Below are 18,354 nucleotides of genomic sequence, written 5' to 3'. Positions count from 1 at the left end.
AAACTTCTTGGGGTGGCTGATGAACTCGAACTGGGGCCTATTCAGCTTCAGGGTCGCTTGCATCTTCTACCCCGATGATTACTTGCTTGGGCTCGGGCAGGCCCTTGTTCGGGTCTTCCAGTTCGCGGCGCAGCTTCTCGTTGGTGAGGCGCTTGCTGATCAATTCCTCCTTGGTCTTGGTCAGTGACTCGATGCGACCAAGGTATCTATCGGCCAACAGGTCATGACCCTCACCAGAGGCGAGTAACACGCGCCCCAGCAGGACCTTTGTCAGCCTGAGTTCGTCGTCGATCTGATCGAGTTGTGCGCCATTGAAGTCAGCCTGCTCTTCCTCTGTCAGGAATTGGCTATAAATCGATCCAGGCCTAGCAGCGTTCTTGTTACCTCGCTGATCCTTTGGCCCGGTACTCTTGCCGCCATGTAGCTTGCAGCGAGAGGAACCCGGTATCGCGTGACGCTTGCATGGTTCCCCGTTGCCGCGCTTGGATGCGCCGCATAGGGCCATAGTCAGCCTCATTCATGGGGTTGGTTTTCGCAGAACGATTCATTCAATGCATTCGAACGTCATTCAATGATCATTCGATTCTGTTTTACCTCACCAGCCGCCGACCATCTTGGCCCCTACCGCCATACCGGCGATGAACACCAGTACGACCATCAGCGAACCACGGCTCGGTGCCATCGATGCCACTGGTTGGCGCATGGGTGGCGGCTCTGGAGGCCTGACCGACTGGCATCCACCACACACTGGAATGCGCTGGTCCGTGATCAACGACACTCCGCACCCAGTGCACGCGGCGCACCTGATGGGAGTCATGGCGCAACCTCATACTGGAATGCCCGATCAGCAGGCATGGCCGTCACAAACCGGCACCGGTGAGCGTCGAACTCTTCCCGCGTCGCAATGGTGCGCTCATACCGGGAGTTGGTCTTGCCGGTAAACCGCTCACGATGAACGACCACTCCCTTACGCAGGAACTCGACCTCAGCCGATCCCAAGAGCTTGGTTACGATTACTTTCATGTGACCTGTCTCGCGCCACGATTTGGCGCATTCGAAAACGTGGCGCGGATTACTCAGCCTTACGGCCTGGCAGCTTGAAGTCGGTAACTCGGTCAGCAATGGACCTGATCTTCTCCACACCTAAGAAGCCAACCCATCCACCGACGAAGGTTGCCATGCTCTGGGGAAGCTGGAAGAACTCAAGCCCGCTAATGATGGTAAGGGCCAATCCACCACAGATAGCGCCCTCCACGATCATCTGACGCCGGGTACCCCCACCGTAGGTGATTCGCAGAACAGCCATCGCACAGGACAACGCAGCCGCATAGAGGATTGGCGAATGCTGGCTCAACCACGCAAGCGCTATCGCCCAGGTGTCTGGTTTGTCTGGCATGTTGGACATCTCGGTTCCTCCCCGTCAGGGAGTTAGGGATACGACAGGCCATGACCTGCGGAATTGAATCGGCTCACACGGCACTCCCAGCTCGGAGCAATGGGTGTGGTGGAGCCGAAAACGAGAAGGCCCCGATCAATGCCGAGGCCTCAATAGGCCCTCAATGAGAACCTTTGAATTGGTTGCGAGGGATGGATTCGAACCATCGACCTTCGGGATATGAGCCCGACGAGCTGACCGCTGCTCTACCACGCAAAAATCAGGGGGACGACTACAGGTTCTTTTTGTGGATGCGCCAGCCCATGGCGACACCAGGATGCAGGTATTCGCCGGTCTGCGGATGGCGCGAAAAGTTTGTCTCGCCAACCTGTCGCGCAACTGCTTCCCAGGCCGTACGGGCGCGCTCCAGCGTGTTGATTCTGGTCTTCAGCTTCATGCGCACCTACCGGCAGTAGAATTCAGGCAATAAAAAACCCGGCGCAGTGGCCGGGTTTGTTTGTCGCTTGCATCACCTACATGCGCAAGTACGACAGGATGGGCATATAATCGGCGAACCGGCAGGCCCTGTCAAGGCCCTCTAAGCTGCATCCTGGTCATCGAAGAAGACGCCCTCCTTGGTCAGGATCTCGCCAGCTTCGAGAAGCGCCTCATTGACCAGCTTATCCAGGCCCTTGAAGATCTTCCGGCGCCAGTCTCGCCGGGTGCGCTCCGGTGTGCCGTCCAGATCCCAGGTGTTCATGTCGTAGTTATGGGCCGGCAAGATGATCACCCCTTCGCACGGAGCCTCCTGGCGCTGCTTCAGCTTGGTGTTGATCGCCTTCTGCGCCTTGGCTACCGCTGCCTTCCTCCAGGCGGGAGCATCATCATCAATCTCTAGCAACACCTTCCCGGCGGGCGCACGCTCGGCTCCGCCCAACTGCGGATAGGCCCAAGCCGTGACTGCCTTGGTCAGGAACAGGCGCGGCGCTGGCGACGAGACGTGCGAAACGATCCGGCCAATGGCATCCACCTTCGAGGCCATGTGCGTCGAGTAGCAGGCATTCAGGGCCATCCAGTGTTTCGGCGCGAGGCAAGAGTGAAGCCGACCAAACACCCAGCAATCAGTGAGGAAGGCCGCCTCCTTACCCACGATCTCGCCCTTCAGCTTGTTGGCCTGGACCTTTGGCGTGTAGTCGCAACCGCCGGCGCTGTTGATCGTCTCGGACGCCAACGCACGGATCACTGCGGAAATAACGTCTCGATAGATCATGCTGCCTGCCCCCTCTTGAGTTCTCTGGTCTTTGCCCGGTATTCGGCGGTGATGGCCTTCAGTTGCTCGACGGTGTACTTCTTTGGCTCATGAGGCCCTTCCAGCCACTCAACGGCCTCGATGCCAATCTTCTGGATCAGGCCAGGCCGATACCCAAGGAGGTTTCCTGACTTGCCCATGTTGCAGTTGCGATTGCACTGAAGGTGTACGTTAAGCGGTTCGAAGCGGAGCTCTGGGCTTGCGGCGGTTGTTCTGTAGTGGCCCGCGCAGTACTGAACATCGGCAGTGGTGCCACAACTGATGCAGGGATGCCCGGCATCACGCGCCCTGATCCAGGCGTTGAACGCTTGCTGAGTGTCCTTGAGGTGGTCCGCCCTACTCTTCAGCTTCTCCTTGCGGACCTTGATGTCCTTGCGCTCGATGTCGGCCAGGGCCTTGCGTGCCTTTGGCGCATGCCTCGGCCCGTCGATGAGCGCGCAGGCTGGACTGCACACCGCCTGGCCCATGCGCGAGGGGACGAATAAGGTCCTGCACGTAGCAACGCGGCATTTTTTCGGCTTGGCCGGCTTCCGTTCGATGGTCATACAAGGAACTCCCGAGTCTCACACTGCTTTCCGGTCCTGCGGATGTATTCCTTGCGCTTCGAAACGGCCATCAGATAGCACTGTTGGCAGGAGGCGTCAGGTGCCGCTTGCCGAATTGCCTTGGCGCGACGAACGACGTAATTGCCGCACTGACAACGGCAGGACCAGCGCCCTTTCCCCTCGCCTATCCATCCAGCGACAACCAATCGGCCGAATTTTCTGCCCGCCAGATTCTCCATGCCCTCCGGGAGCGGTTTTATATCGATTGGCAGAAACGAGCAGACCTCGGTTTCCAGCCCGCGATACTCAAATGACTCACCTCGACCTACAACACGGGCTGCCACAGCGTTTATTGGTGCTTCGTGACCCTGCTTCATCAGTAGCGCCCTCCCCAATTATCCTTCTGCGTCCACCGCACCTGGTGCTCGGCGCCGAAAGCAAAAACCCATTCGATCAGCTCGCCGCACTGCTTCACAGTGAGCTTGCTTGTGCGCTCGTAGATGACGTCGAAGCCGTTACCGTCTACCGCAGGTATCATCTGCGGCTGGTCGCCCGACTCGCGCAGCCAGGCGGCGGTCAGCAGGCGCTTCCAGATCAGGACATCCCACTTCTTCCCGGCATGCACGACCTGGGCGGCGATATCGGCGAGGGCCGCATGGAGCGCCTTGTTCTGCTCCCCGCTGCGATCCACTTCGGTGATGGCCAGCTTCTTGGGTTTTGCGAGATCCAGGCCGGCGATGTAGCCCATTGCCTTGTTGCGGTCTGATTCGTTGCGGATCTGGAGGCTAGTCATGACTGCTCTCCCTGGCCCAGGTCGGCAAGAGCATCGCGCGCATCTGCGGCCTCGCCATCCATGTTCCCGTCTGCGTGCCACATGGCATCTTCTGCAGCTTTCAATGCCTTGCGCAGGCCCTCAATCGTTTCGCACTGCCGATCTACCTGGCCCTTCCACATGTCGCGGTTACGCTCAAGACGTTCGTTCTCAGCCTTCAGCTCAGCCTTCACCCGCTCGTAGGCTTCGTAGCCGGTGCGTAGGCCGGCGACTTCGGCCTTGAGCGCTTCAACCTCCTGCCACAAGCGGTCTGCAAGTGGGTCATGCCAGCCTGGCATCTTCTGCAAGCTGCGCATGTGCACAGCGAGCTCGGTAGATGATTGCTCTCTGACGTAGGTCATGGCTTCACCTCAAACAGCTCAGGATGTAGTTGGCGTGCTGGACCTGCCATCCAGGGGCGCCGAATGACTACGTGGAATCTCCACGCCCAAATCGATAAGTGATTCGCCCCTCGGCTACGCATAAAGCTCCTGCATGCCTGATAGCGCCATGGCAGGAAGGTGACCTTCAGAAGGCAAGACTTCGGCAGGGCCTTGTGCTTGACCGTTGCGTCGTGTGGCATCGAATGAATGTTCATGACTTCACCTTCAGGCCTGCGGCTTCGATGGCCGATTGTTGAGCCTTGATCAGTTCCGCAGCCTGAATACCAATCGAGAGTGCCTGAGGATTTTTTTCATCCTGCTCAAGCATCTTCGCGATGTGGAATGCATCCTCCGGGGAGATCGGCCCCGCAAGTTCGGTGCCCATGTAGTGATCAATCTCTTCGCTGGCGCCGTATTCGGTCAGCGTGTAATCGAGCAGGCGCCCGCAGGTTTCGCAGTGACAGCAGCCGTCATTTTCTTGCTGCCATCCGCCATCGACGTATTCAGCACGCCCTGCTGCGACCTCTGCTTCCGCGCATGACCGGCAGTAGGACGGACCCTGGTCAGCGTCAGCACCACCAATCCAGTGAGGGAATGGAACATCCAAGGAGTTTGCGTGAGCGTTCAGAACCAGCAGCGCCGCGCCCGACAGGTCCTGCGTCTTCTCTTCTACGAATTCGCTCATGTCCGCTTCTCCCCTGCTTCCGCGATCAATGCCATGCGCTCCACGCGCTCCGATTCGTCTTTGCGGACGGCCCGAACCATCGTGAAGATGCAGTAGCCGAGGCAGATGGCGATGGGCGCGAACAGAATCCAGCCGTTGTAAATCCAGGCCTTGCGCCACTCGAAGGTGCCAATGGTTGTTCCCTCGTAGATCCATGGGCCAATCCAGATAGTGTTCAGCGGCCCCCAAATCACGAAACAGAAAACCAGCATTGCGAGCCCTGCAACAGCGCATCGAATACCCGCTTTGTCGATGTGATCCTTCATCAGAATTTCCCCTCTACGCGCTGTGCTTCGCGCTTGATATTCATTTTTGCCAGCAGCAGTTCACGGGCTGACTTGCCGTCTGCCGGGATGCCTTGCTGAAGGATTCGTGCCTGGGTTTGTTGGTCGGCCAGGTCGTTGGCCATCTCAAAGGCCGTCTTCTGGCTGTCGTGGCCGATGCCTGTCAGGATCTTGCCGTCGAGCGGCTGGCCTTCCTGGGCGCGGCGGATCACCACGGCGTAGTTGTGATCGAAGCGCTGGCGAAGGCCCTTGTCTTCCTGCTTGGCTGAGCGCAGGTCGAAGATTCCGGTCTCGTTGGCAGCAACGCGCACACCTTCATGGCTGTAGACGCCCATCAATGCCTCCACCCATGCGTCAGCGCTTGCTGGCAGACCGAACGCCTCAGGGCCAGGCGTGCACCAGCCTATGAACTGGCCGACGCTTGGGGCGAACGGTGAGCCGCTTTTCCGGCATTGCTCTATTCCATAGCGGATCTGCTCCAGCGAGCGGATGCCGGCGGCCATGAAGCCCATTGTCCAGTTGCGCATCGCTGCGGCCTTGGCCTTGTCGTCCGGCCAAGCTTGCTTGTGCGCCGGAAAGATGGCCTGCAACTGCCGAAACAGGCGCTCGACCACTTCGCCTGTGGCGTCATCCACTACGCCCAGTTGGGTTCCTGGCTGCACCGGGGCCTGATAAGGGGCGGCGGTGGCCAGGGCTCGCGCTGCACCTGGGATCATCTGAGTGACGTTCTTCATAGGTCATCACTCGTATCGGTGCGCCACGACTGATCGTAGAAGTCCGGACCGTTGCCGACGGTCCGGCCGCCGGCCGTAACCTTCTCCGGGAACAGCCCGGTCCAGCCATTGCTGATGGACTGGTTGATCACGGCGTCAGCGTCGTGGTGGCCTGCCAGGGTCTTGGCTTGCTTGGCGCAGGTGGTGGCGGTCAGTGGTTTCTTGATCTCGCGACGGTGCTGGCACCATTCAGCCCAGGTTGATTCGCTGACATTGAAAGGCCGTGCAATCAGAGGATCAAACTTCGCAGCCTTGCTGCGCGAGGGTGCTTTAGCGCCCGAAGGTTTCTTATCCTTTAATCCAGTAGGAGAATCCTTTATTAAGTAGTGGTCGGTTTCCCGACTAGACGGTCCACCGTCTATACGGTCCACCGAATGTTCGGAAACCTGTAGGTTCGGTTCGTAATGGACGATGATCCGCTTGCCCAGCATCTTGCCGGTGTTTTCCTCGCGGGTTATCTCGTGACTCAGCAAGCCCAAAACCTTGAGTGCGCTCATCGCCTTCCAATAGCGGTCACGGCCAATGGAGAACCGATCTTGCAGGTATGAGGCGATCACCTTCCAATCGCTTGAGCGGGTCTGCAGGTAGATCCAGATGGCGAGAGCGTCGGGATTGACGATCATCGCCACAACGTCGTTGCTGACTGAGCTGTATGGCGCCTGTTTGGCGTACAGGATGGTAGGCGTGGCCTTTTGCACGTTGACGGGCTTGGTCATTGCAGGGTCTCCCATTGCGGGAAGCGGCTACCCTGGAGGATCTTGTTGATAGCGGACTCGCGGATAGACTGAGGGTCCACACCGGCAAGTCGGCGGATAAGCACCTTGGATGCCAGCACGGCTGTTATCAGCTCGAATAGAGCATCGCCAGTGCAGCCTTCGCACTTCGACTCTTCAGGGTCCAGATAGACGCTCAGGGAGAATTCGCTTTTGTCCCAGGCCATATAGGCGAGCTGGTCATTGGTGAACTGTTCCATGTAGGCGTCGTCAATCATCGTCGCCTGGATTTTTGGTTCGTCTTTCATGGTCAGAACTCCAGGCGCTTGATTTCGGAGAGAAGATCCCGGCTATGGCGCTGGATGTAGATCTGGCTGAGCTTCTGCTTGCGGGATTCGAAGTCCATGCCTACATCGATCAGAGACGCGTTGACGCGCTGCAAGTGTTCAATGCACCGAATCTCGCAAGGCGTTAGGTGGTCACGGATCGAATCTGTAGGGCTGATGCAATGCGCCGCCCGGTACACCTTGGAAGGCATGCCCAGGGCGATACGGTTGATCAGGTCGAACTCATTGCTGAAGTGGTAGTGCTTGATTTCTTTGCCGGCGGCGAGGCGCCCGTGCTTGATGGCGTCGGTCAGAGCTGGAGCTTCGAGGCGGGCTCGCTCGCGAGACATGGCCCGATCAACCCCTTCACGGATGTTGTTGGCCGCAGATCGCTTAACCGACTGAAAAGTGCGATATACGTCAACCTCAAAAGCTGGCTCGATCCAGGCCGCATAGCGGATAGCGATCAGCTCATCGGCGAAGGTTCCGCCAGCGCGCCCTGGCCGCTTCACACAAACTGCTATTTTCGTAGCAGTTTCGAGAGCCCCAATAAAAGCGGATACCGACTCAGATTTTAGGAAGTTACCAGGGCGCTGGCTTTCTGTAGCCTTACCGCTTTCCATTGCCGACCGGTGAAGATCGTTCAAGGAGTAACGACCTTCCTCGTCACGACGGATTATCACGGCCCCGATATTTACCTCATTAATGCGCGCCACGTTTTCAGAGATAACGAATCGTGGCGCGGAATGGATAGAGGCGGTGTTGACATTAATCTGCTGAGTGCGCATTATTCGCTCCAGAACTGATTTGAAATTGCTGCACGAAAAGCCACCATTGCCCGGTGGCTTTTTTGTGCGTCCGATTTACTGCTAAGGGTCAATTGGTTCATCAGCCCCTCCTTTTTCGGCCCTTTCGAGGCCCTTTTTGTGTTCAACCAGAGAAAGCAGAGGCGCTTTGCGCTTCATCTGCTCCATCTGGGCCTGGATCGCGAGTGATCTACCTGCACGCAGGTACTCTTTCGTCGCGTGTTCAAGGCTCCATCCGAGCTCGACACTTAACTGTCTAACCTCGTCCTGAGCCCCTTCTTCCAGGAGGTCGAAGGTTCTTTCAGGCATAGGTCCTCCATAGGGCTCTTAAGCTGATTTATCCTGTGCACAGGCATTCATCTCTCGTATCAGCTGGGCGGCACCTAAGCGGCGTGCAACCATTGAAAGCTCATGGATATAAGTAGCGAGCTGCATGCCCGCCTGCTTTGCTTCCATGCGCAGGTAGCGCAAGTCTTCGGGGGTGAATCGCGCCTTGATAACGGCGCTGCGTTTGTGGGATGGGTCGTCGTATGCCATTGGTGAGGCTCCTTGGTTGTTCGAAAGGGTTAAGCGGCTTGTTGAGGGATGCTCGGACGGAGATCGCGCGCCTTGATGGCGCCGTTGGTTACGATTTCCGCACGCATGGCCACTTCGGCGGCGCATCCGTGGAGACCCCGAACCCATCCGCTCACGGTCCCCTGTTTCACACCGAGAGCTGCTGCCGTGGCGTTTTGCGAGCCGAAATGCTCGACCAGCTTGTTAAAGGAATTGTTCATGATTCTCCGCCCATATAAAGGGATGCCTTTATCATATGGCAAAGGTATACCTTTTTGCAACTTCAAAGGACAACCTTTAAATTCACCCGCTATGGAACTCAAAGAACGACTCAAATACGCACGCAAGAAAGCTGGCCTTACTCAGGTCGAATTGGCCGAGCGCGCCGGGATTAAACAGGCATCTGTTTCAGAGATTGAGCGAGGGCTTACTAGGTCTAGCGGGCATCTTGTGAAGCTTGCTCAGATTTGTGGCGTAGACCCTGTTTGGCTATCCGAGGGAACCCGGTTTCCTGGCAGCCAATGGGGCGCCGTGATGTCGGAGCCTCAGCCGATGCTGGAGCCGCCAGAGCTGCTCTCCAACGCGACGATGATTGGGCCTATTGACGTCTGGGATGACGACACCCCTCTGGACGATGACGAGGTGGAACTACCTTTTCTCAAGGAAGTGGAGCTTTCGGCCGGATCTGGTCGCACCGCCGTTCAAAAGTCCAGTACTAGAAAGCTTCGCTTTGGCAAGGTGACCCTGCGCAACCAGGGTGTGCAGCCTGACCAGGCGGTGTGCGTGACTGTTCATGGCAATAGCATGGAGCCCGTGCTGCCAGATGGAAGCACTGTCGGCGTTGATTTGTCCTCGACAACAGTGAAGGACGGCAAGATGTATGCCGTAAATCATGATGGTGAGCTACGCGTAAAAACCCTTTACCGCATACCTGGTGGCGGAATAAGGATGCGCAGCTTCAATATCGACGAGCACAAGGACGAAGAGTACACAGCGCAAGAACTCGCCGAAAAAGGCATCGTGGTGCTGGGTAAGGTCTTCTGGTCTTCAGTTCTCTACTGATCTATGGCATAGCGCCATCGTAAGAGTGGCCGGCCCTTTGTCATGATGATAACGTTCCTTCCTAACCAATGGAGGGAACCAATGAAATCAAAATTCTTACTTATTCTATTTTCTGCTCTGGCGATCTCGCCTGCTTTTGCCGCTAAGAAGCCGGCGGCACAAACCTGGACCAAGGAGCCTGATAGTTTCATGGGTTTACGCTTCGATCAAAAGGTTGAAGATGCGCTCCCGCTATGCCCTCGGGGCACGGTTATCAGCAAGCAGATTTGCCACGACGCACCCTATACGAATCTCTACTCGGTACGTGGAGGGCCAGAGATTGGGTTTGGATACACGCTATCAGTTTTTTCTGGCGGGCCTGGAGTTGAGTCTTTCTACCTGACCACCAACAGCGACAACTTCTCAAAACTCGCAGATCTTTTCACCAGCAAGTACGGCGCGCCGATGGATTCCTCAAGCGAGACCGTGAAAACAAAGGCAGGGGCCTCTTTCACCAACGAGACCCTGTCCTGGCGTGGAAAAAAGGTCAGCATTACGCTGCAGAAGTTCTCGGGCGATATCAACACCTCTGCCGCGACCATAAGCGACATCGATGCTGCCGCCAAAAAGGCGGCTGAGCGAGAGTCGAAAGCCAGCAGCAACGCCAACAAACTTTAAAGCATCATGCAACCGGCCCGCCTCTCGCGGGCTTTTTTTTCGCCTGAACAAAAAATAAAGGCAAACCTGTTGACTCGAAATAAAGGCTACCCTATATTTGACTCCATCGAGTCACCCAACAGGGACTCGCCAGGGCCTACCAAGACCCGCCGCAACACAGGCAGCGATGCCAGGCAGACGCCGAACGCTCTTTAACAACTTGACGTGACCCAACGACGTACCGGCAACCCCGGTGGTGAGAAAGCTAAACCGTCGTCCATGCAGCCTCTGGTAGCTGCCGTACTCCCTCATGTGAGTACGCGAAACCACGCTTCCAAACCGGAACAGCATCGAACACGAAATGTGCGACGCCGGTGAGAGACGACTCGGAAGTGTTGCGTGGTGGAGAAAACAGATTTCCTCGATGACCTTGGCGACAGGGTCATCCGGAAAATCAAACGAGGACAAAAAAAATGCAAATCATGATCAAAAGCCGTTTCGCTGGCACCGTTTACGTTCAAGGCTGGACGGTATCTACCGGTCAGTCCCAGGCCTTTGTATGCGAGGAAGGCTACGACGGTCCTTGCTGCATCGTTTTCTTTTGACCGCATCACCTCTGTCCATTCCGCCGAGTGTGCAGACGGATGCGGACGACCACTACACACGGCGCAAGGCCGCCCCCTGCATCAATCACCTTTGACGACCCACCACGATCCGTAGCCAGTAGCTGGATTGTGCGCAGATGGCGACCTGCTGTTTCAGGCCTGCCATCTGGTTTCACAAATGCCTCTAGTCCCCCTGGAGGTATTTGGAAGCCCTACCAGATCGGAGAAAAAAATGGCCCGCAATTATGAATACTGGACGGTCAAGGATGGTGAGGACATTTCCATCAATCTGACCGTCGCATATTACTCGGCTCGAAAAGGAAACTTCAGCTCACAAGCCGCCGATCCCGATGAGTACTTCGGACATTGCGAAATCAATTGGGAGTCGAAGGACGACACCAGCTTCATGACCGAGTCCGAAATCGCCTCAATGGAGGAATGGCTCGTCAATGAGCATTCCGAGTATTTGGCCGACTTGGAGTACTTCGATTAACCCTCTCCTTGCACGTCAGCCAGACGAAAATTGGCCCGATCCTTTCCTTGGGGAGACTCGTATAGGGAGAGGCTGCATCGGGTTGTCATTTGGGTAGCTCAGTTGGTAGAGCACCCCCGACCGGAATAGGGCTGGATGCCCATAGGTTGGAATTTGTGAAGGTCGCCGCTTCGAGACCGGCCCCAGATGACAACCCGATGCAGATGAATGCCCAGGCTGATGGGCGAACGAAATGCCCAAGCGGTGGAGTAACGCGGGCCTACTTAATAACAGCGACTCGGTCCACCAACCCGGAGATCAGCACCGGGCATCTGCATCACACCCGGGGCCCACTGCACATCCCGCCGGGAGGGAGCCGAAAGGTAGCAGCAGCCCGCACATGCGGATTAATTCAATAGGTGGCCACTGCCTTCCCAGTGAGCGAACAACGGAGGGTTTCATCATGGACTAGCCAATATCTGCCCGACGCCACATGCGCCCGGCAGGCTTGTACGTAAAGAGGAAAAAGCCCGGTTTCGACTGGGCTTTTTTACGCCTCGCCTTTAACCGGGTGAACCAACGAATGGAGAGAGTCATGGAACGAGAAGAAACAGGCGGCGCTGCTTTTCCGCAGTCCGGCTTTGGCCAATGGGCGCCAGAGTGTGGCCTGACCCTTCGCGATTACTTCGCGGCCAAGGCCATGCAAGCAATGCTGACCCGCGACTGCCCAGTCTGCACCAAAGGTATGGCGAAAGACGCATACATCTACGCCGACGCCATGCTCGCCGCCCGTTCCGCCTAACCCCAAACACTGGAGGTCGCCATGAGCGATAACGCCAAACCACGCCGCGTCAGGGCGCGGGTGACACGAACCGTAACCGAGCTGGCAATCGTCACGCTCGACCGTCACGGCAATATCGACGAGTTCATTGAAACGCTCGACGAGATTGAGTGCGTAGACATTGAGCTTCGGTCAGTAGACAGCGTGATCAGCTACCACGACTAACGCCACCCTGGAGGCGACCATGACTTACGAAGTAATTGTTGAAGGGTACGTCCTCCAGGTGGAGGTGACGTCTTGCGATGATGTTCCGCCGTCCGGGATAGCGAATGGCAGCCGTGAACTGACGTTCAACGTGTTGTCCGGGACCATGTACGACGCCGACCGCATTCCGATGGACGTGTGCCAGATGGAATTGGCCGTGATTGCCGAGAGCAAGGAATACGTCCCGATGATCGAGAAGGCATTGTGGGTAGAGATTGAAGCCCGCAAGCGCCGCCTGGGGAGGCTAGCAGCATGAGCTATTCACCACCATCCCAGCACGATCTGGCCGTCGGCATGCTTGAGAGCTACATCGCCAGGGTGATCGACCCGGAATGCAGCCCGGTAGCCGTCAAGGCTTCGGCCAACACCGCAATCCTGATCTTCCGCACGCTGGGCGTGATCGACGCCGCCGAGGACATCCACTACACCGAGCGCCTGCACCGTATCTACGAGCGCCGGCAAGGAGAGTCACTATGACCATCATCGCCGGATCATTCAAAGGTATCGCCGAGGCCCTGAGAAATCAGGGTTTCTTGTTTCTGGTAGACGTGAAATGGATCGAGCAGCCTTGCAAGTGTGCGGGCCGCTGGACTTGCCGGGTGATGATATGACCGACCTGCTCAACATAGAGCTGATCAACTCCCTACCTCATCCATTTTGGGTTAGCGAGAACGGCAAAGACTGGTGGTGGCCTGTGCACGATATCGATGTAGAGACCGGTCTGATGCGGATCGACGTATGCGGTCAGCTACAAGCGTGTCACTTCTCGGACTGGAATTATCTGCGTGACGATGCCCATGTGCTCCATGACCGGGACATCTTCTATATCGAGGACGAAACGCCATGACCTCCTACCAAAGAGCCAAGCGCTACTGTTTCTGGCGCGGGTCTGCCATAGCGCTCGCATTCTTTACTTTCGTGATGTTGCTCGGCGCGCTCGCGGATCGAATCACTCAATAACCAACACCTTCAATCGCTGCGAGCATCGCGGCAAGGAATCCCCATGGCCGCAGTAATGAAGCAGGACGACAACACGCCTGCGATGTCGGAGGCCGCGCTCGTTGAAGTGCTGAGCAGCAGCCTCTACCCCGGCGCAGAAAAAAACTCAGTCGTGATGGTGTTGGCTTACTGCCAGGCCGCCCACCTGGACCCAATGCTGAAGCCGGTGCACATCGTCCCGATCTGGAACTCGAAGACGAAAAAGATGCAGGACACGGTGATGCCTGGCATCGGCCTTTACCGCATTCAAGCGGCACGCACCGGCCAGTACGCCGGAATCAGCGAGCCTGAATATGGCCCTCCAGTAACGGCGAAGCTGAGCGGTGTAGAAGTCACGTATCCCGAATGGTGCCGCGTGACGGTCAAGCGGCAGATGAGCAACGGCCTGGTTGCCGAATACACGGCCAATGAACGCTGGCTCGAAAACTACGCGACATCGAGCAAGGACACTGCGGCGCCTAACGCCATGTGGAAGCGCCGGGCATTTGCCCAGCTCGCCAAATGCGCCGAGGCCCAGGCTTTGCGCAAAGCTTTCCCTGAAGTTGGATCGGCGCCAACGGCAGACGAGATGGAAGGCAAGGCGTTCGAGGAGCCGGCGCGCGATGTCAGCACACGACAGCAAGTCCAGCCTGAACCGGAAGCGCTGCCCACCTACTCCGACGACCTGTTGACCGAGAACATCGCGAAGTGGCAGCCCTTAATCGACTCGAATCGCACCAGCCCCGAACACCTCATTGCGACAATCAGCAGCAAGTACACGCTGAGCCCGGCGCAGATTGAAAAAATCACCAACCTCAAAGCCCTCGATGGAGATGCAGCATGAAAATTCACAACGTAGCTCAAGGCTCCGCCGAGTGGCTTGCCCTTCGCGCCCAGTTCCGCACCGCCTCCGAAGCCCCAGTAATGATGGGAGCCTCGAAGTACCAAACCCGGACCGATCTGCTAGTTGCCAAGAAAACCGGCATCACGCCCGATGTCACGCCATCTCAGCAGTTTATCTTCGACAAAGGCCACGCTACTGAAGCCCTGGCCCGCCCACTGACTGAGGCGTTGATCGGCGAAGAGCTGTATCCGATCGTTGCGACCGAGGGCAACCTGCTGGCCTCCATGGACGGCGCCACGATGCTCGGCGAGACCCTGTTCGAGCACAAACTGTGGAATGAGTCGGTCGTGGCCCAGGTGAAAGCCGGCGAACTGGCTCCGCATTACTACTGGCAGCTTGAGCAGCAACTGCTGGTGAGCGGCGCCGAGCGGGTAATCTTTGTTTGTTCGGATGGCACCCCGGAGAACTTCGTGCACATGGAATACCGGCCCGTCGCCGGTCGCGCGACCCAGTTGGTCGAAGGCTGGAAACAGTTCGAGGCAGACCTGGCCAACTTCGAGATGGCCGGGGCTCCTTCAATCGTCGTCGGCAAGGCACCTGATGAGCTGCCAGCCCTGCGCATCGAGCTGACCGGCATGGTTACCGCCAGCAACCTGAAGGTGTTTGAAGATTCGGCGCTGGCCGTCATCGACTCGGTGAAAACCACCCTCTCCACCGACCAGGACTTCGCCGACGCCAAGAAGGCGGTCAAGTGGTGCGGTGATGTTGAAGAGGCGGTCGCGGCCGCCAAGAAGCAGGCCTTGTCGCAGACCCAGAGCATCGACGAACTGTTTTCGTCGCTGGATCGCATCAGCGCTCATGCCCGCGAGACCCGCCTGAAGGTCGACAAGCTGGTGAAAGCTCAAGAGCTGCTGGTGAAGACCGCCATCAAGCAAAAGGCGGAACTCGCCCTGGCGGACCACATCGCCGCAATCAACAAGACCCTCGGCAAAGTCACGCTGCCTCATGTTGTTTCGGACTTCGCCGGCGCCATGAAGAACAAGCGCACCATCGCGAGCCTCCAGGATGCTGTTGATACCGAACTGGCCCGGGCAAAGATCGATGCAAGCCAGGCAGCGGACAGTATTCGCTTAAACCTGACCAGTCTGGCGGAGCTCGCAGTTGATCACGCGTTCCTGTTCAGCGAAGTGCAACAACTGGTGACCAAGGCCAACGATGACCTAGTGACGCTGATCAAATTCCGTATCTCGGAACACCAGACGGCGGAGAAGGAAAAGGCCGACGCGAAACGCATCGCCGAAGAGCAAGAAGCCCAGCGCCTAGCTGCCATCAAGCCAGAGCCAGTTGTGGAGAAAGTGGCGACACCTGAGCCTGTCCGCACCGCTCCGGTACAGGCAGCGGCACCCGTTGGACAGACCACAAAGACTGTGGCGAGCCATACCGTCGAGCAGGGAACGCTGCAGGCCAACGTGACTGACTTCGAGGCCATGGTGAAAGCCGTGGTTTATGGTCAGGCGCCGATCACCGTCCTTCTGGTCAACTGGGAAGCGCTCGACGCGATGGTCGCAGCGCAGGGATCAGCCTTCAGCATGGCCGGGGTGACACTCAGCAAGGCGGCAGCATGATCAGCAATCTCAGATCAGATATCGAGTTCCGGCGCGAGAAGGCGCTGGAGCTTTCCAGCCAGGTCCATCAGCACTTGGCAGCGGGTGGTAAATACACCATCGGTAAAAGCCCGTCGATCAATCCAGACCCAGCTAAGCGGTCGGAAAAGATCGACCCCGACACCATCCTCAAGCGCCGCAAGCCGCCCATCACTCGGGCCGAGCGTGAGGCGCTGCGCAAACTCGCGGAGGCATTATGAGCAAGCGCAAGGCGCATAACCTGCAGGCGCGAATCGCGCGGTCGTGCCGCTCGCTGCTGGCCGCTAACCACGTCGCAGTGGTCAACATCGACCCCAGCGGGCGCCAGGGCATGATCAACTACAAATCGCTGAAGAACATCGCGCCGGGAAAGATTGGCCAGGCCGTCTGCGGTATCCCCCACCGATGGACGATCTACCTCAGCGCGCTCTGCATCGACACCCGCGGCGACCGCTACAGCAAGTCAGTGGAGGTTGCGCCCGATGGCGTCTACCTCTCCGACCACCTGGAAGACGTGATTGAGCATTGCTACATGAAGCTGCGCGCTGAGGCCAATAAAAGCCAGATGGTGGCTTCGGGCTGGATCGCCATACCCGAATCGATTTCGCTGGATGAGGCGCACGCCGCGCGGATCTTTGAAGCCGTCGGCGCCTGGCATCAGGTAAAGGTCGATTCATGCGCCGCATAGCCCGCACCCAGCAACGCAAACGTCAAACCTGGCTCGCACTGCCGGCCAGCGGAATAGAAGAGGTAGGCCATGGCTGCCGCGCAGAAAGAACGATCGGCAAAGACTGCGGCGAGGCGAAAGACTCGCGGCGAGGAAGAATTGCGACTCCACACCATGGCCGGCACCCGCCAGGCCTTAGCTGACCTGATGGCCTGGCACGGCATCGAGGAACAAGGCGAGGCTATGACGCTGATGATTCACCACCTGCACGGCCTGGGCCCGGCGGGATCAGCTCAGTTTCTCGCGACGCCGCGACACACAATAACCATCAGCGAAAACGTGTCGGCGAAACTTCAACTCGCCTACAACCGCGAATCGATACGCATCTGTCATGACGAATAACCAAAAAAGCCGATCCCCGCGCCGGGCTTGGCTCCATCCTGAGGAATACCCATGAAGCCCGAAATGATCACCCTGATGCACGGCGACGCGTCTATCAAGATGCCCGCGTCGTCCCTGGCAAAACTGGCCATGGCCAGCGTGTTCGCTCAGGTGCTGCCGCCGGCAGCGAATGTTCAGCCTCTAGTATCGACCGTCGCACCTGCCGTCGGCGAGTACTGGCCCGGCCAAGGCGGCATCAACGCTGGCTACGTCGCTGCCCGTGGCGATGTTCCTGCCCACTACCTGATCTTAGGCGCCAAAGACCTGGGCGAGTTCAAGTGGGGTCGCTATCAAGAAGAGTCTGCAGCCACCAGCAAGTGGGACGGCAAGGCCAACACTGAGGCACTGATCGCTGCAGGTGGTCACCCAGCAGCCGAAGCGGCGCGGGCGCACACCGCTGACGGCCATTCTGACTTCGACCTGCCAGCAGCCACCCAGCTGCATCAGGCTTGGGCGCACGACTTGATCGCCAAGGGTGCCTACTGGTCGAGCTCGCAGCGCTCAGCCTACCTCGCATTCTACGTGTACTTCGATGATGGCGGTCAGTACGTCAACGTCAAGTACGGCGAGCTCCGTGTCCGCCCCGTCCGCAGATTCTTTATTTAATCCTTCATCCATTCGTTCTTGATCCGGCACACCAAGGCGCACAGCGCCTTTTTTGTTGCCTTCGAAAAGAGGAAGCACCATGTCCGCAGTTGAGAAAGCAGCACCAGCAGTAACCATCCCGGCAATCGGCCAGGCCTACGGCGGCGGCTTCGTCACCGGCATTACCCGCGAACCAGCCACCGGCAAGCGTTTCCTGAACATCACCGCCGGCGCCGAGCATGAACTGGTCGGCAAGTGGGGCGAGTACGGCGTCAAGATCGAAGGTGCCGACAGCTTCACCGACAGCCTGGCCAACACCCAGGCCATGGCGGCGGCGGGCAGCGAGCTTGCAGCGAAGGCGCTGGCCCTGAGCATTGGTGGTCACAACGACTGGGCGATCCCGGCGCGCGATGTGCAGGAGCTGCAATACCGCCACTTCAAGCCGACCACCGAAGAGAACTGGGAGAGCTCGCGCAACGGTGACAACCCGCACAGCGAGCCGGTAGGTCAGCTGTACAGCGCTGAAGACCCGCTGCAAACCGTCCATGTCGCATTCCAGGAGGGAGGCCCCGAAGCCTTCCGCGACACCTGGTACTGGTCAAGCTCGCAGCGCTCAGCCTACGGCGCATTCCTCATGTACTTCGGTGATGGCTATCAGTACTTCAGCGCCAAGTTCAACGAGCTCCGTGTCCGCCCCGTCCGCAGCGAGCTTATTGATTAATTCGCTTATTTAATCCGGCCGCTTGCGGCCGGTTGCTCTTGGAGAGCGAGC

At 58.0% G+C, this 18,354-nt stretch carries 33 protein-coding genes and 1 tRNA gene; 16 read left to right on the top strand and 18 right to left on the bottom strand.

Features of this window, described 5'->3' with window-relative positions; all coding sequences use genetic code 11:
* Window positions 1–37: 37 nt before the first annotated feature.
* From HBO05_RS28155 to HBO05_RS28070, 18 genes are all read right to left on the bottom strand, one after another.
* Window positions 38–505, bottom strand: coding sequence for an HGGxSTG domain-containing protein (locus tag HBO05_RS28155; RefSeq protein WP_262381474.1), 468 nt, complete (start codon window positions 503–505; stop codon window positions 38–40).
* Window positions 506–813: 308 nt separating this feature from the next.
* Window positions 814–1,023: a hypothetical protein gene (locus HBO05_RS28150; RefSeq protein ID WP_005785637.1), complete on the bottom strand. Its 210-nt coding sequence runs from the start codon at window positions 1,021–1,023 to the stop codon at window positions 814–816.
* 49 nt (window positions 1,024–1,072) lie between these two features.
* On the bottom strand, window positions 1,073–1,405 hold the full coding sequence (locus HBO05_RS28145; RefSeq protein ID WP_154906951.1) for a phage holin, lambda family: 333 nt from the start codon (window positions 1,403–1,405) through the stop codon (window positions 1,073–1,075).
* Window positions 1,406–1,575: 170 nt separating this feature from the next.
* Window positions 1,576–1,651 (bottom strand) — tRNA-Met (locus tag HBO05_RS28140).
* A 16-nt stretch (window positions 1,652–1,667) separates the two neighbouring features.
* On the bottom strand, window positions 1,668–1,832 hold the full coding sequence (locus tag HBO05_RS28135; RefSeq protein WP_156796363.1) for a hypothetical protein: 165 nt from the start codon (window positions 1,830–1,832) through the stop codon (window positions 1,668–1,670).
* Window positions 1,833–1,973: 141 nt separating this feature from the next.
* On the bottom strand, window positions 1,974–2,645 hold the full coding sequence (locus tag HBO05_RS28130) for a hypothetical protein (protein ID WP_172314904.1): 672 nt from the start codon (window positions 2,643–2,645) through the stop codon (window positions 1,974–1,976).
* Entirely contained in the window at window positions 2,642–3,229 is a 588-nt protein-coding gene (locus HBO05_RS28125; RefSeq protein ID WP_172314903.1) for a recombination protein NinG, read from the bottom strand. Before HBO05_RS28125 ends, HBO05_RS28130 begins: the two co-directional genes overlap by 4 nt.
* Window positions 3,230–3,605: 376 nt before the next feature.
* Window positions 3,606–4,022: a recombination protein NinB gene (locus tag HBO05_RS28120; protein ID WP_172314902.1), complete on the bottom strand. Its 417-nt coding sequence runs from the start codon at window positions 4,020–4,022 to the stop codon at window positions 3,606–3,608.
* Window positions 4,019–4,402, bottom strand: a complete 384-nt coding sequence (locus tag HBO05_RS28115) for a hypothetical protein (protein WP_172314846.1) — start codon at window positions 4,400–4,402, stop codon at window positions 4,019–4,021. Before HBO05_RS28115 ends, HBO05_RS28120 begins: the two co-directional genes overlap by 4 nt.
* 232 nt (window positions 4,403–4,634) lie before the next feature.
* A complete protein-coding gene (locus HBO05_RS28110; protein WP_172314901.1) occupies window positions 4,635–5,108 on the bottom strand; it encodes a hypothetical protein in 474 nt (157 codons plus the stop codon).
* Window positions 5,105–5,413, bottom strand: coding sequence for a hypothetical protein (locus tag HBO05_RS28105; protein WP_172314900.1), 309 nt, complete (start codon window positions 5,411–5,413; stop codon window positions 5,105–5,107). Before HBO05_RS28105 ends, HBO05_RS28110 begins: the two co-directional genes overlap by 4 nt.
* Entirely contained in the window at window positions 5,413–6,165 is a 753-nt protein-coding gene (locus HBO05_RS28100; protein ID WP_172314899.1) for a replication protein P, read from the bottom strand. The genes HBO05_RS28105 and HBO05_RS28100 overlap by 1 nt, the downstream gene beginning before the upstream one ends.
* Window positions 6,162–6,920, bottom strand: a complete 759-nt coding sequence (locus HBO05_RS28095) for a hypothetical protein (protein WP_172314898.1) — start codon at window positions 6,918–6,920, stop codon at window positions 6,162–6,164. The genes HBO05_RS28100 and HBO05_RS28095 overlap by 4 nt, the downstream gene beginning before the upstream one ends.
* Complete coding sequence (locus HBO05_RS28090; protein ID WP_172314897.1) at window positions 6,917–7,225, bottom strand: hypothetical protein; 309 nt, start codon at window positions 7,223–7,225, stop codon at window positions 6,917–6,919. Before HBO05_RS28090 ends, HBO05_RS28095 begins: the two co-directional genes overlap by 4 nt.
* Before the next feature lie 2 nt (window positions 7,226–7,227).
* Window positions 7,228–8,031, bottom strand: coding sequence for a KilA-N domain-containing protein (locus HBO05_RS28085; protein ID WP_172314896.1), 804 nt, complete (start codon window positions 8,029–8,031; stop codon window positions 7,228–7,230).
* A gap of 81 nt (window positions 8,032–8,112) precedes the next feature.
* The gene (locus tag HBO05_RS28080; protein WP_057978879.1) at window positions 8,113–8,358 is read right to left on the bottom strand and encodes a hypothetical protein; all 246 of its coding nucleotides are present in this window, start codon (window positions 8,356–8,358) and stop codon (window positions 8,113–8,115) included.
* Between the two features lie 18 nt (window positions 8,359–8,376).
* Window positions 8,377–8,586: a hypothetical protein gene (locus tag HBO05_RS28075; RefSeq protein WP_172314895.1), complete on the bottom strand. Its 210-nt coding sequence runs from the start codon at window positions 8,584–8,586 to the stop codon at window positions 8,377–8,379.
* A gap of 29 nt (window positions 8,587–8,615) precedes the next feature.
* On the bottom strand, window positions 8,616–8,825 hold the full coding sequence (locus tag HBO05_RS28070; RefSeq protein WP_160049450.1) for a Cro/CI family transcriptional regulator: 210 nt from the start codon (window positions 8,823–8,825) through the stop codon (window positions 8,616–8,618).
* A gap of 91 nt (window positions 8,826–8,916) precedes the next feature.
* Between HBO05_RS28070 and HBO05_RS28065 the strand changes: the two genes are divergently transcribed.
* The 16 genes from HBO05_RS28065 to HBO05_RS27990 all read left to right on the top strand — a co-directional run bounded on the left by HBO05_RS28065 (window position 8,917) and on the right by HBO05_RS27990 (window position 18,303).
* Window positions 8,917–9,666, top strand: coding sequence for a helix-turn-helix transcriptional regulator (locus HBO05_RS28065; protein ID WP_122736703.1), 750 nt, complete (start codon window positions 8,917–8,919; stop codon window positions 9,664–9,666).
* An 81-nt stretch (window positions 9,667–9,747) separates the two neighbouring features.
* Window positions 9,748–10,323, top strand: a complete 576-nt coding sequence (locus tag HBO05_RS28060) for a hypothetical protein (RefSeq protein WP_160049448.1) — start codon at window positions 9,748–9,750, stop codon at window positions 10,321–10,323.
* An 816-nt stretch (window positions 10,324–11,139) separates the two neighbouring features.
* The gene (locus HBO05_RS28055; protein ID WP_172314894.1) at window positions 11,140–11,400 is read left to right on the top strand and encodes a hypothetical protein; all 261 of its coding nucleotides are present in this window, start codon (window positions 11,140–11,142) and stop codon (window positions 11,398–11,400) included.
* Window positions 11,401–11,974: 574 nt separating this feature from the next.
* Window positions 11,975–12,181: a hypothetical protein gene (locus HBO05_RS28050; RefSeq protein ID WP_172314893.1), complete on the top strand. Its 207-nt coding sequence runs from the start codon at window positions 11,975–11,977 to the stop codon at window positions 12,179–12,181.
* Window positions 12,182–12,202: 21 nt separating this feature from the next.
* A complete protein-coding gene (locus HBO05_RS28045; RefSeq protein WP_172314892.1) occupies window positions 12,203–12,385 on the top strand; it encodes a hypothetical protein in 183 nt (60 codons plus the stop codon).
* A 19-nt stretch (window positions 12,386–12,404) separates the two neighbouring features.
* Window positions 12,405–12,680, top strand: coding sequence for a hypothetical protein (locus HBO05_RS28040; RefSeq protein ID WP_172314891.1), 276 nt, complete (start codon window positions 12,405–12,407; stop codon window positions 12,678–12,680).
* A complete protein-coding gene (locus HBO05_RS28035; RefSeq protein ID WP_172314890.1) occupies window positions 12,677–12,901 on the top strand; it encodes a hypothetical protein in 225 nt (74 codons plus the stop codon). The genes HBO05_RS28040 and HBO05_RS28035 overlap by 4 nt, the downstream gene beginning before the upstream one ends.
* A complete protein-coding gene (locus HBO05_RS28030; RefSeq protein WP_172314888.1) occupies window positions 12,898–13,035 on the top strand; it encodes a hypothetical protein in 138 nt (45 codons plus the stop codon). The genes HBO05_RS28035 and HBO05_RS28030 overlap by 4 nt, the downstream gene beginning before the upstream one ends.
* On the top strand, window positions 13,032–13,271 hold the full coding sequence (locus HBO05_RS28025) for a hypothetical protein (RefSeq protein WP_172314886.1): 240 nt from the start codon (window positions 13,032–13,034) through the stop codon (window positions 13,269–13,271). Before HBO05_RS28030 ends, HBO05_RS28025 begins: the two co-directional genes overlap by 4 nt.
* A 168-nt stretch (window positions 13,272–13,439) precedes the next feature.
* Complete coding sequence (gene bet / locus HBO05_RS28020) at window positions 13,440–14,246, top strand: phage recombination protein Bet (RefSeq protein ID WP_172314907.1); 807 nt, start codon at window positions 13,440–13,442, stop codon at window positions 14,244–14,246.
* Entirely contained in the window at window positions 14,243–15,871 is a 1,629-nt protein-coding gene (locus HBO05_RS28015; protein WP_172314884.1) for a YqaJ viral recombinase family protein, read from the top strand. The genes bet and HBO05_RS28015 overlap by 4 nt, the downstream gene beginning before the upstream one ends.
* Window positions 15,868–16,110: a hypothetical protein gene (locus HBO05_RS28010; protein ID WP_169872539.1), complete on the top strand. Its 243-nt coding sequence runs from the start codon at window positions 15,868–15,870 to the stop codon at window positions 16,108–16,110. The genes HBO05_RS28015 and HBO05_RS28010 overlap by 4 nt, the downstream gene beginning before the upstream one ends.
* The gene (locus HBO05_RS28005) at window positions 16,107–16,577 is read left to right on the top strand and encodes a hypothetical protein (RefSeq protein ID WP_038440764.1); all 471 of its coding nucleotides are present in this window, start codon (window positions 16,107–16,109) and stop codon (window positions 16,575–16,577) included. Before HBO05_RS28010 ends, HBO05_RS28005 begins: the two co-directional genes overlap by 4 nt.
* Window positions 16,578–16,646: 69 nt before the next feature.
* On the top strand, window positions 16,647–16,958 hold the full coding sequence (locus HBO05_RS28000) for a hypothetical protein (protein WP_169872525.1): 312 nt from the start codon (window positions 16,647–16,649) through the stop codon (window positions 16,956–16,958).
* Between the two features lie 51 nt (window positions 16,959–17,009).
* Window positions 17,010–17,603 (top strand): DUF1566 domain-containing protein, encoded by a 594-nt coding sequence (locus HBO05_RS27995; protein ID WP_172314882.1) that lies wholly within the window; start codon window positions 17,010–17,012, stop codon window positions 17,601–17,603.
* A gap of 79 nt (window positions 17,604–17,682) precedes the next feature.
* The gene (locus HBO05_RS27990) at window positions 17,683–18,303 is read left to right on the top strand and encodes a DUF1566 domain-containing protein (RefSeq protein ID WP_172314880.1); all 621 of its coding nucleotides are present in this window, start codon (window positions 17,683–17,685) and stop codon (window positions 18,301–18,303) included.
* The last annotated feature ends 51 nt before the right edge of the window (window positions 18,304–18,354 follow it).

The organism is Pseudomonas sp. WS 5079 (assembly GCF_012985465.1).
Lineage (GTDB): Bacteria > Pseudomonadota > Gammaproteobacteria > Pseudomonadales > Pseudomonadaceae > Aquipseudomonas.
This window is presented reverse-complemented; position numbering and strand designations above follow the sequence as displayed.

Coding starts and splice junctions, on each gene's coding strand:
- HBO05_RS28155 (WP_262381474.1), bottom strand. CDS start 505: ATGGCCCTATGCGGCGCATCCAAGCGCGGCAACGGGGAACCATGCAAG.
- HBO05_RS28150 (WP_005785637.1), bottom strand. CDS start 1,023: ATGAAAGTAATCGTAACCAAGCTCTTGGGATCGGCTGAGGTCGAGTTC.
- HBO05_RS28145 (WP_154906951.1), bottom strand. CDS start 1,405: ATGTCCAACATGCCAGACAAACCAGACACCTGGGCGATAGCGCTTGCG.
- HBO05_RS28135 (WP_156796363.1), bottom strand. CDS start 1,832: ATGAAGCTGAAGACCAGAATCAACACGCTGGAGCGCGCCCGTACGGCC.
- HBO05_RS28130 (WP_172314904.1), bottom strand. CDS start 2,645: ATGATCTATCGAGACGTTATTTCCGCAGTGATCCGTGCGTTGGCGTCC.
- HBO05_RS28125 (WP_172314903.1), bottom strand. CDS start 3,229: ATGACCATCGAACGGAAGCCGGCCAAGCCGAAAAAATGCCGCGTTGCT.
- HBO05_RS28120 (WP_172314902.1), bottom strand. CDS start 4,022: ATGACTAGCCTCCAGATCCGCAACGAATCAGACCGCAACAAGGCAATG.
- HBO05_RS28115 (WP_172314846.1), bottom strand. CDS start 4,402: ATGACCTACGTCAGAGAGCAATCATCTACCGAGCTCGCTGTGCACATG.
- HBO05_RS28110 (WP_172314901.1), bottom strand. CDS start 5,108: ATGAGCGAATTCGTAGAAGAGAAGACGCAGGACCTGTCGGGCGCGGCG.
- HBO05_RS28105 (WP_172314900.1), bottom strand. CDS start 5,413: ATGAAGGATCACATCGACAAAGCGGGTATTCGATGCGCTGTTGCAGGG.
- HBO05_RS28100 (WP_172314899.1), bottom strand. CDS start 6,165: ATGAAGAACGTCACTCAGATGATCCCAGGTGCAGCGCGAGCCCTGGCC.
- HBO05_RS28095 (WP_172314898.1), bottom strand. CDS start 6,920: ATGACCAAGCCCGTCAACGTGCAAAAGGCCACGCCTACCATCCTGTAC.
- HBO05_RS28090 (WP_172314897.1), bottom strand. CDS start 7,225: ATGAAAGACGAACCAAAAATCCAGGCGACGATGATTGACGACGCCTAC.
- HBO05_RS28085 (WP_172314896.1), bottom strand. CDS start 8,031: ATGCGCACTCAGCAGATTAATGTCAACACCGCCTCTATCCATTCCGCG.
- HBO05_RS28080 (WP_057978879.1), bottom strand. CDS start 8,358: ATGCCTGAAAGAACCTTCGACCTCCTGGAAGAAGGGGCTCAGGACGAG.
- HBO05_RS28075 (WP_172314895.1), bottom strand. CDS start 8,586: ATGGCATACGACGACCCATCCCACAAACGCAGCGCCGTTATCAAGGCG.
- HBO05_RS28070 (WP_160049450.1), bottom strand. CDS start 8,825: ATGAACAATTCCTTTAACAAGCTGGTCGAGCATTTCGGCTCGCAAAAC.
- HBO05_RS28065 (WP_122736703.1), top strand. CDS start 8,917: ATGGAACTCAAAGAACGACTCAAATACGCACGCAAGAAAGCTGGCCTT.
- HBO05_RS28060 (WP_160049448.1), top strand. CDS start 9,748: ATGAAATCAAAATTCTTACTTATTCTATTTTCTGCTCTGGCGATCTCG.
- HBO05_RS28055 (WP_172314894.1), top strand. CDS start 11,140: ATGGCCCGCAATTATGAATACTGGACGGTCAAGGATGGTGAGGACATT.
- HBO05_RS28050 (WP_172314893.1), top strand. CDS start 11,975: ATGGAACGAGAAGAAACAGGCGGCGCTGCTTTTCCGCAGTCCGGCTTT.
- HBO05_RS28045 (WP_172314892.1), top strand. CDS start 12,203: ATGAGCGATAACGCCAAACCACGCCGCGTCAGGGCGCGGGTGACACGA.
- HBO05_RS28040 (WP_172314891.1), top strand. CDS start 12,405: ATGACTTACGAAGTAATTGTTGAAGGGTACGTCCTCCAGGTGGAGGTG.
- HBO05_RS28035 (WP_172314890.1), top strand. CDS start 12,677: ATGAGCTATTCACCACCATCCCAGCACGATCTGGCCGTCGGCATGCTT.
- HBO05_RS28030 (WP_172314888.1), top strand. CDS start 12,898: ATGACCATCATCGCCGGATCATTCAAAGGTATCGCCGAGGCCCTGAGA.
- HBO05_RS28025 (WP_172314886.1), top strand. CDS start 13,032: ATGACCGACCTGCTCAACATAGAGCTGATCAACTCCCTACCTCATCCA.
- bet (WP_172314907.1), top strand. CDS start 13,440: ATGAAGCAGGACGACAACACGCCTGCGATGTCGGAGGCCGCGCTCGTT.
- HBO05_RS28015 (WP_172314884.1), top strand. CDS start 14,243: ATGAAAATTCACAACGTAGCTCAAGGCTCCGCCGAGTGGCTTGCCCTT.
- HBO05_RS28010 (WP_169872539.1), top strand. CDS start 15,868: ATGATCAGCAATCTCAGATCAGATATCGAGTTCCGGCGCGAGAAGGCG.
- HBO05_RS28005 (WP_038440764.1), top strand. CDS start 16,107: ATGAGCAAGCGCAAGGCGCATAACCTGCAGGCGCGAATCGCGCGGTCG.
- HBO05_RS28000 (WP_169872525.1), top strand. CDS start 16,647: ATGGCTGCCGCGCAGAAAGAACGATCGGCAAAGACTGCGGCGAGGCGA.
- HBO05_RS27995 (WP_172314882.1), top strand. CDS start 17,010: ATGAAGCCCGAAATGATCACCCTGATGCACGGCGACGCGTCTATCAAG.
- HBO05_RS27990 (WP_172314880.1), top strand. CDS start 17,683: ATGTCCGCAGTTGAGAAAGCAGCACCAGCAGTAACCATCCCGGCAATC.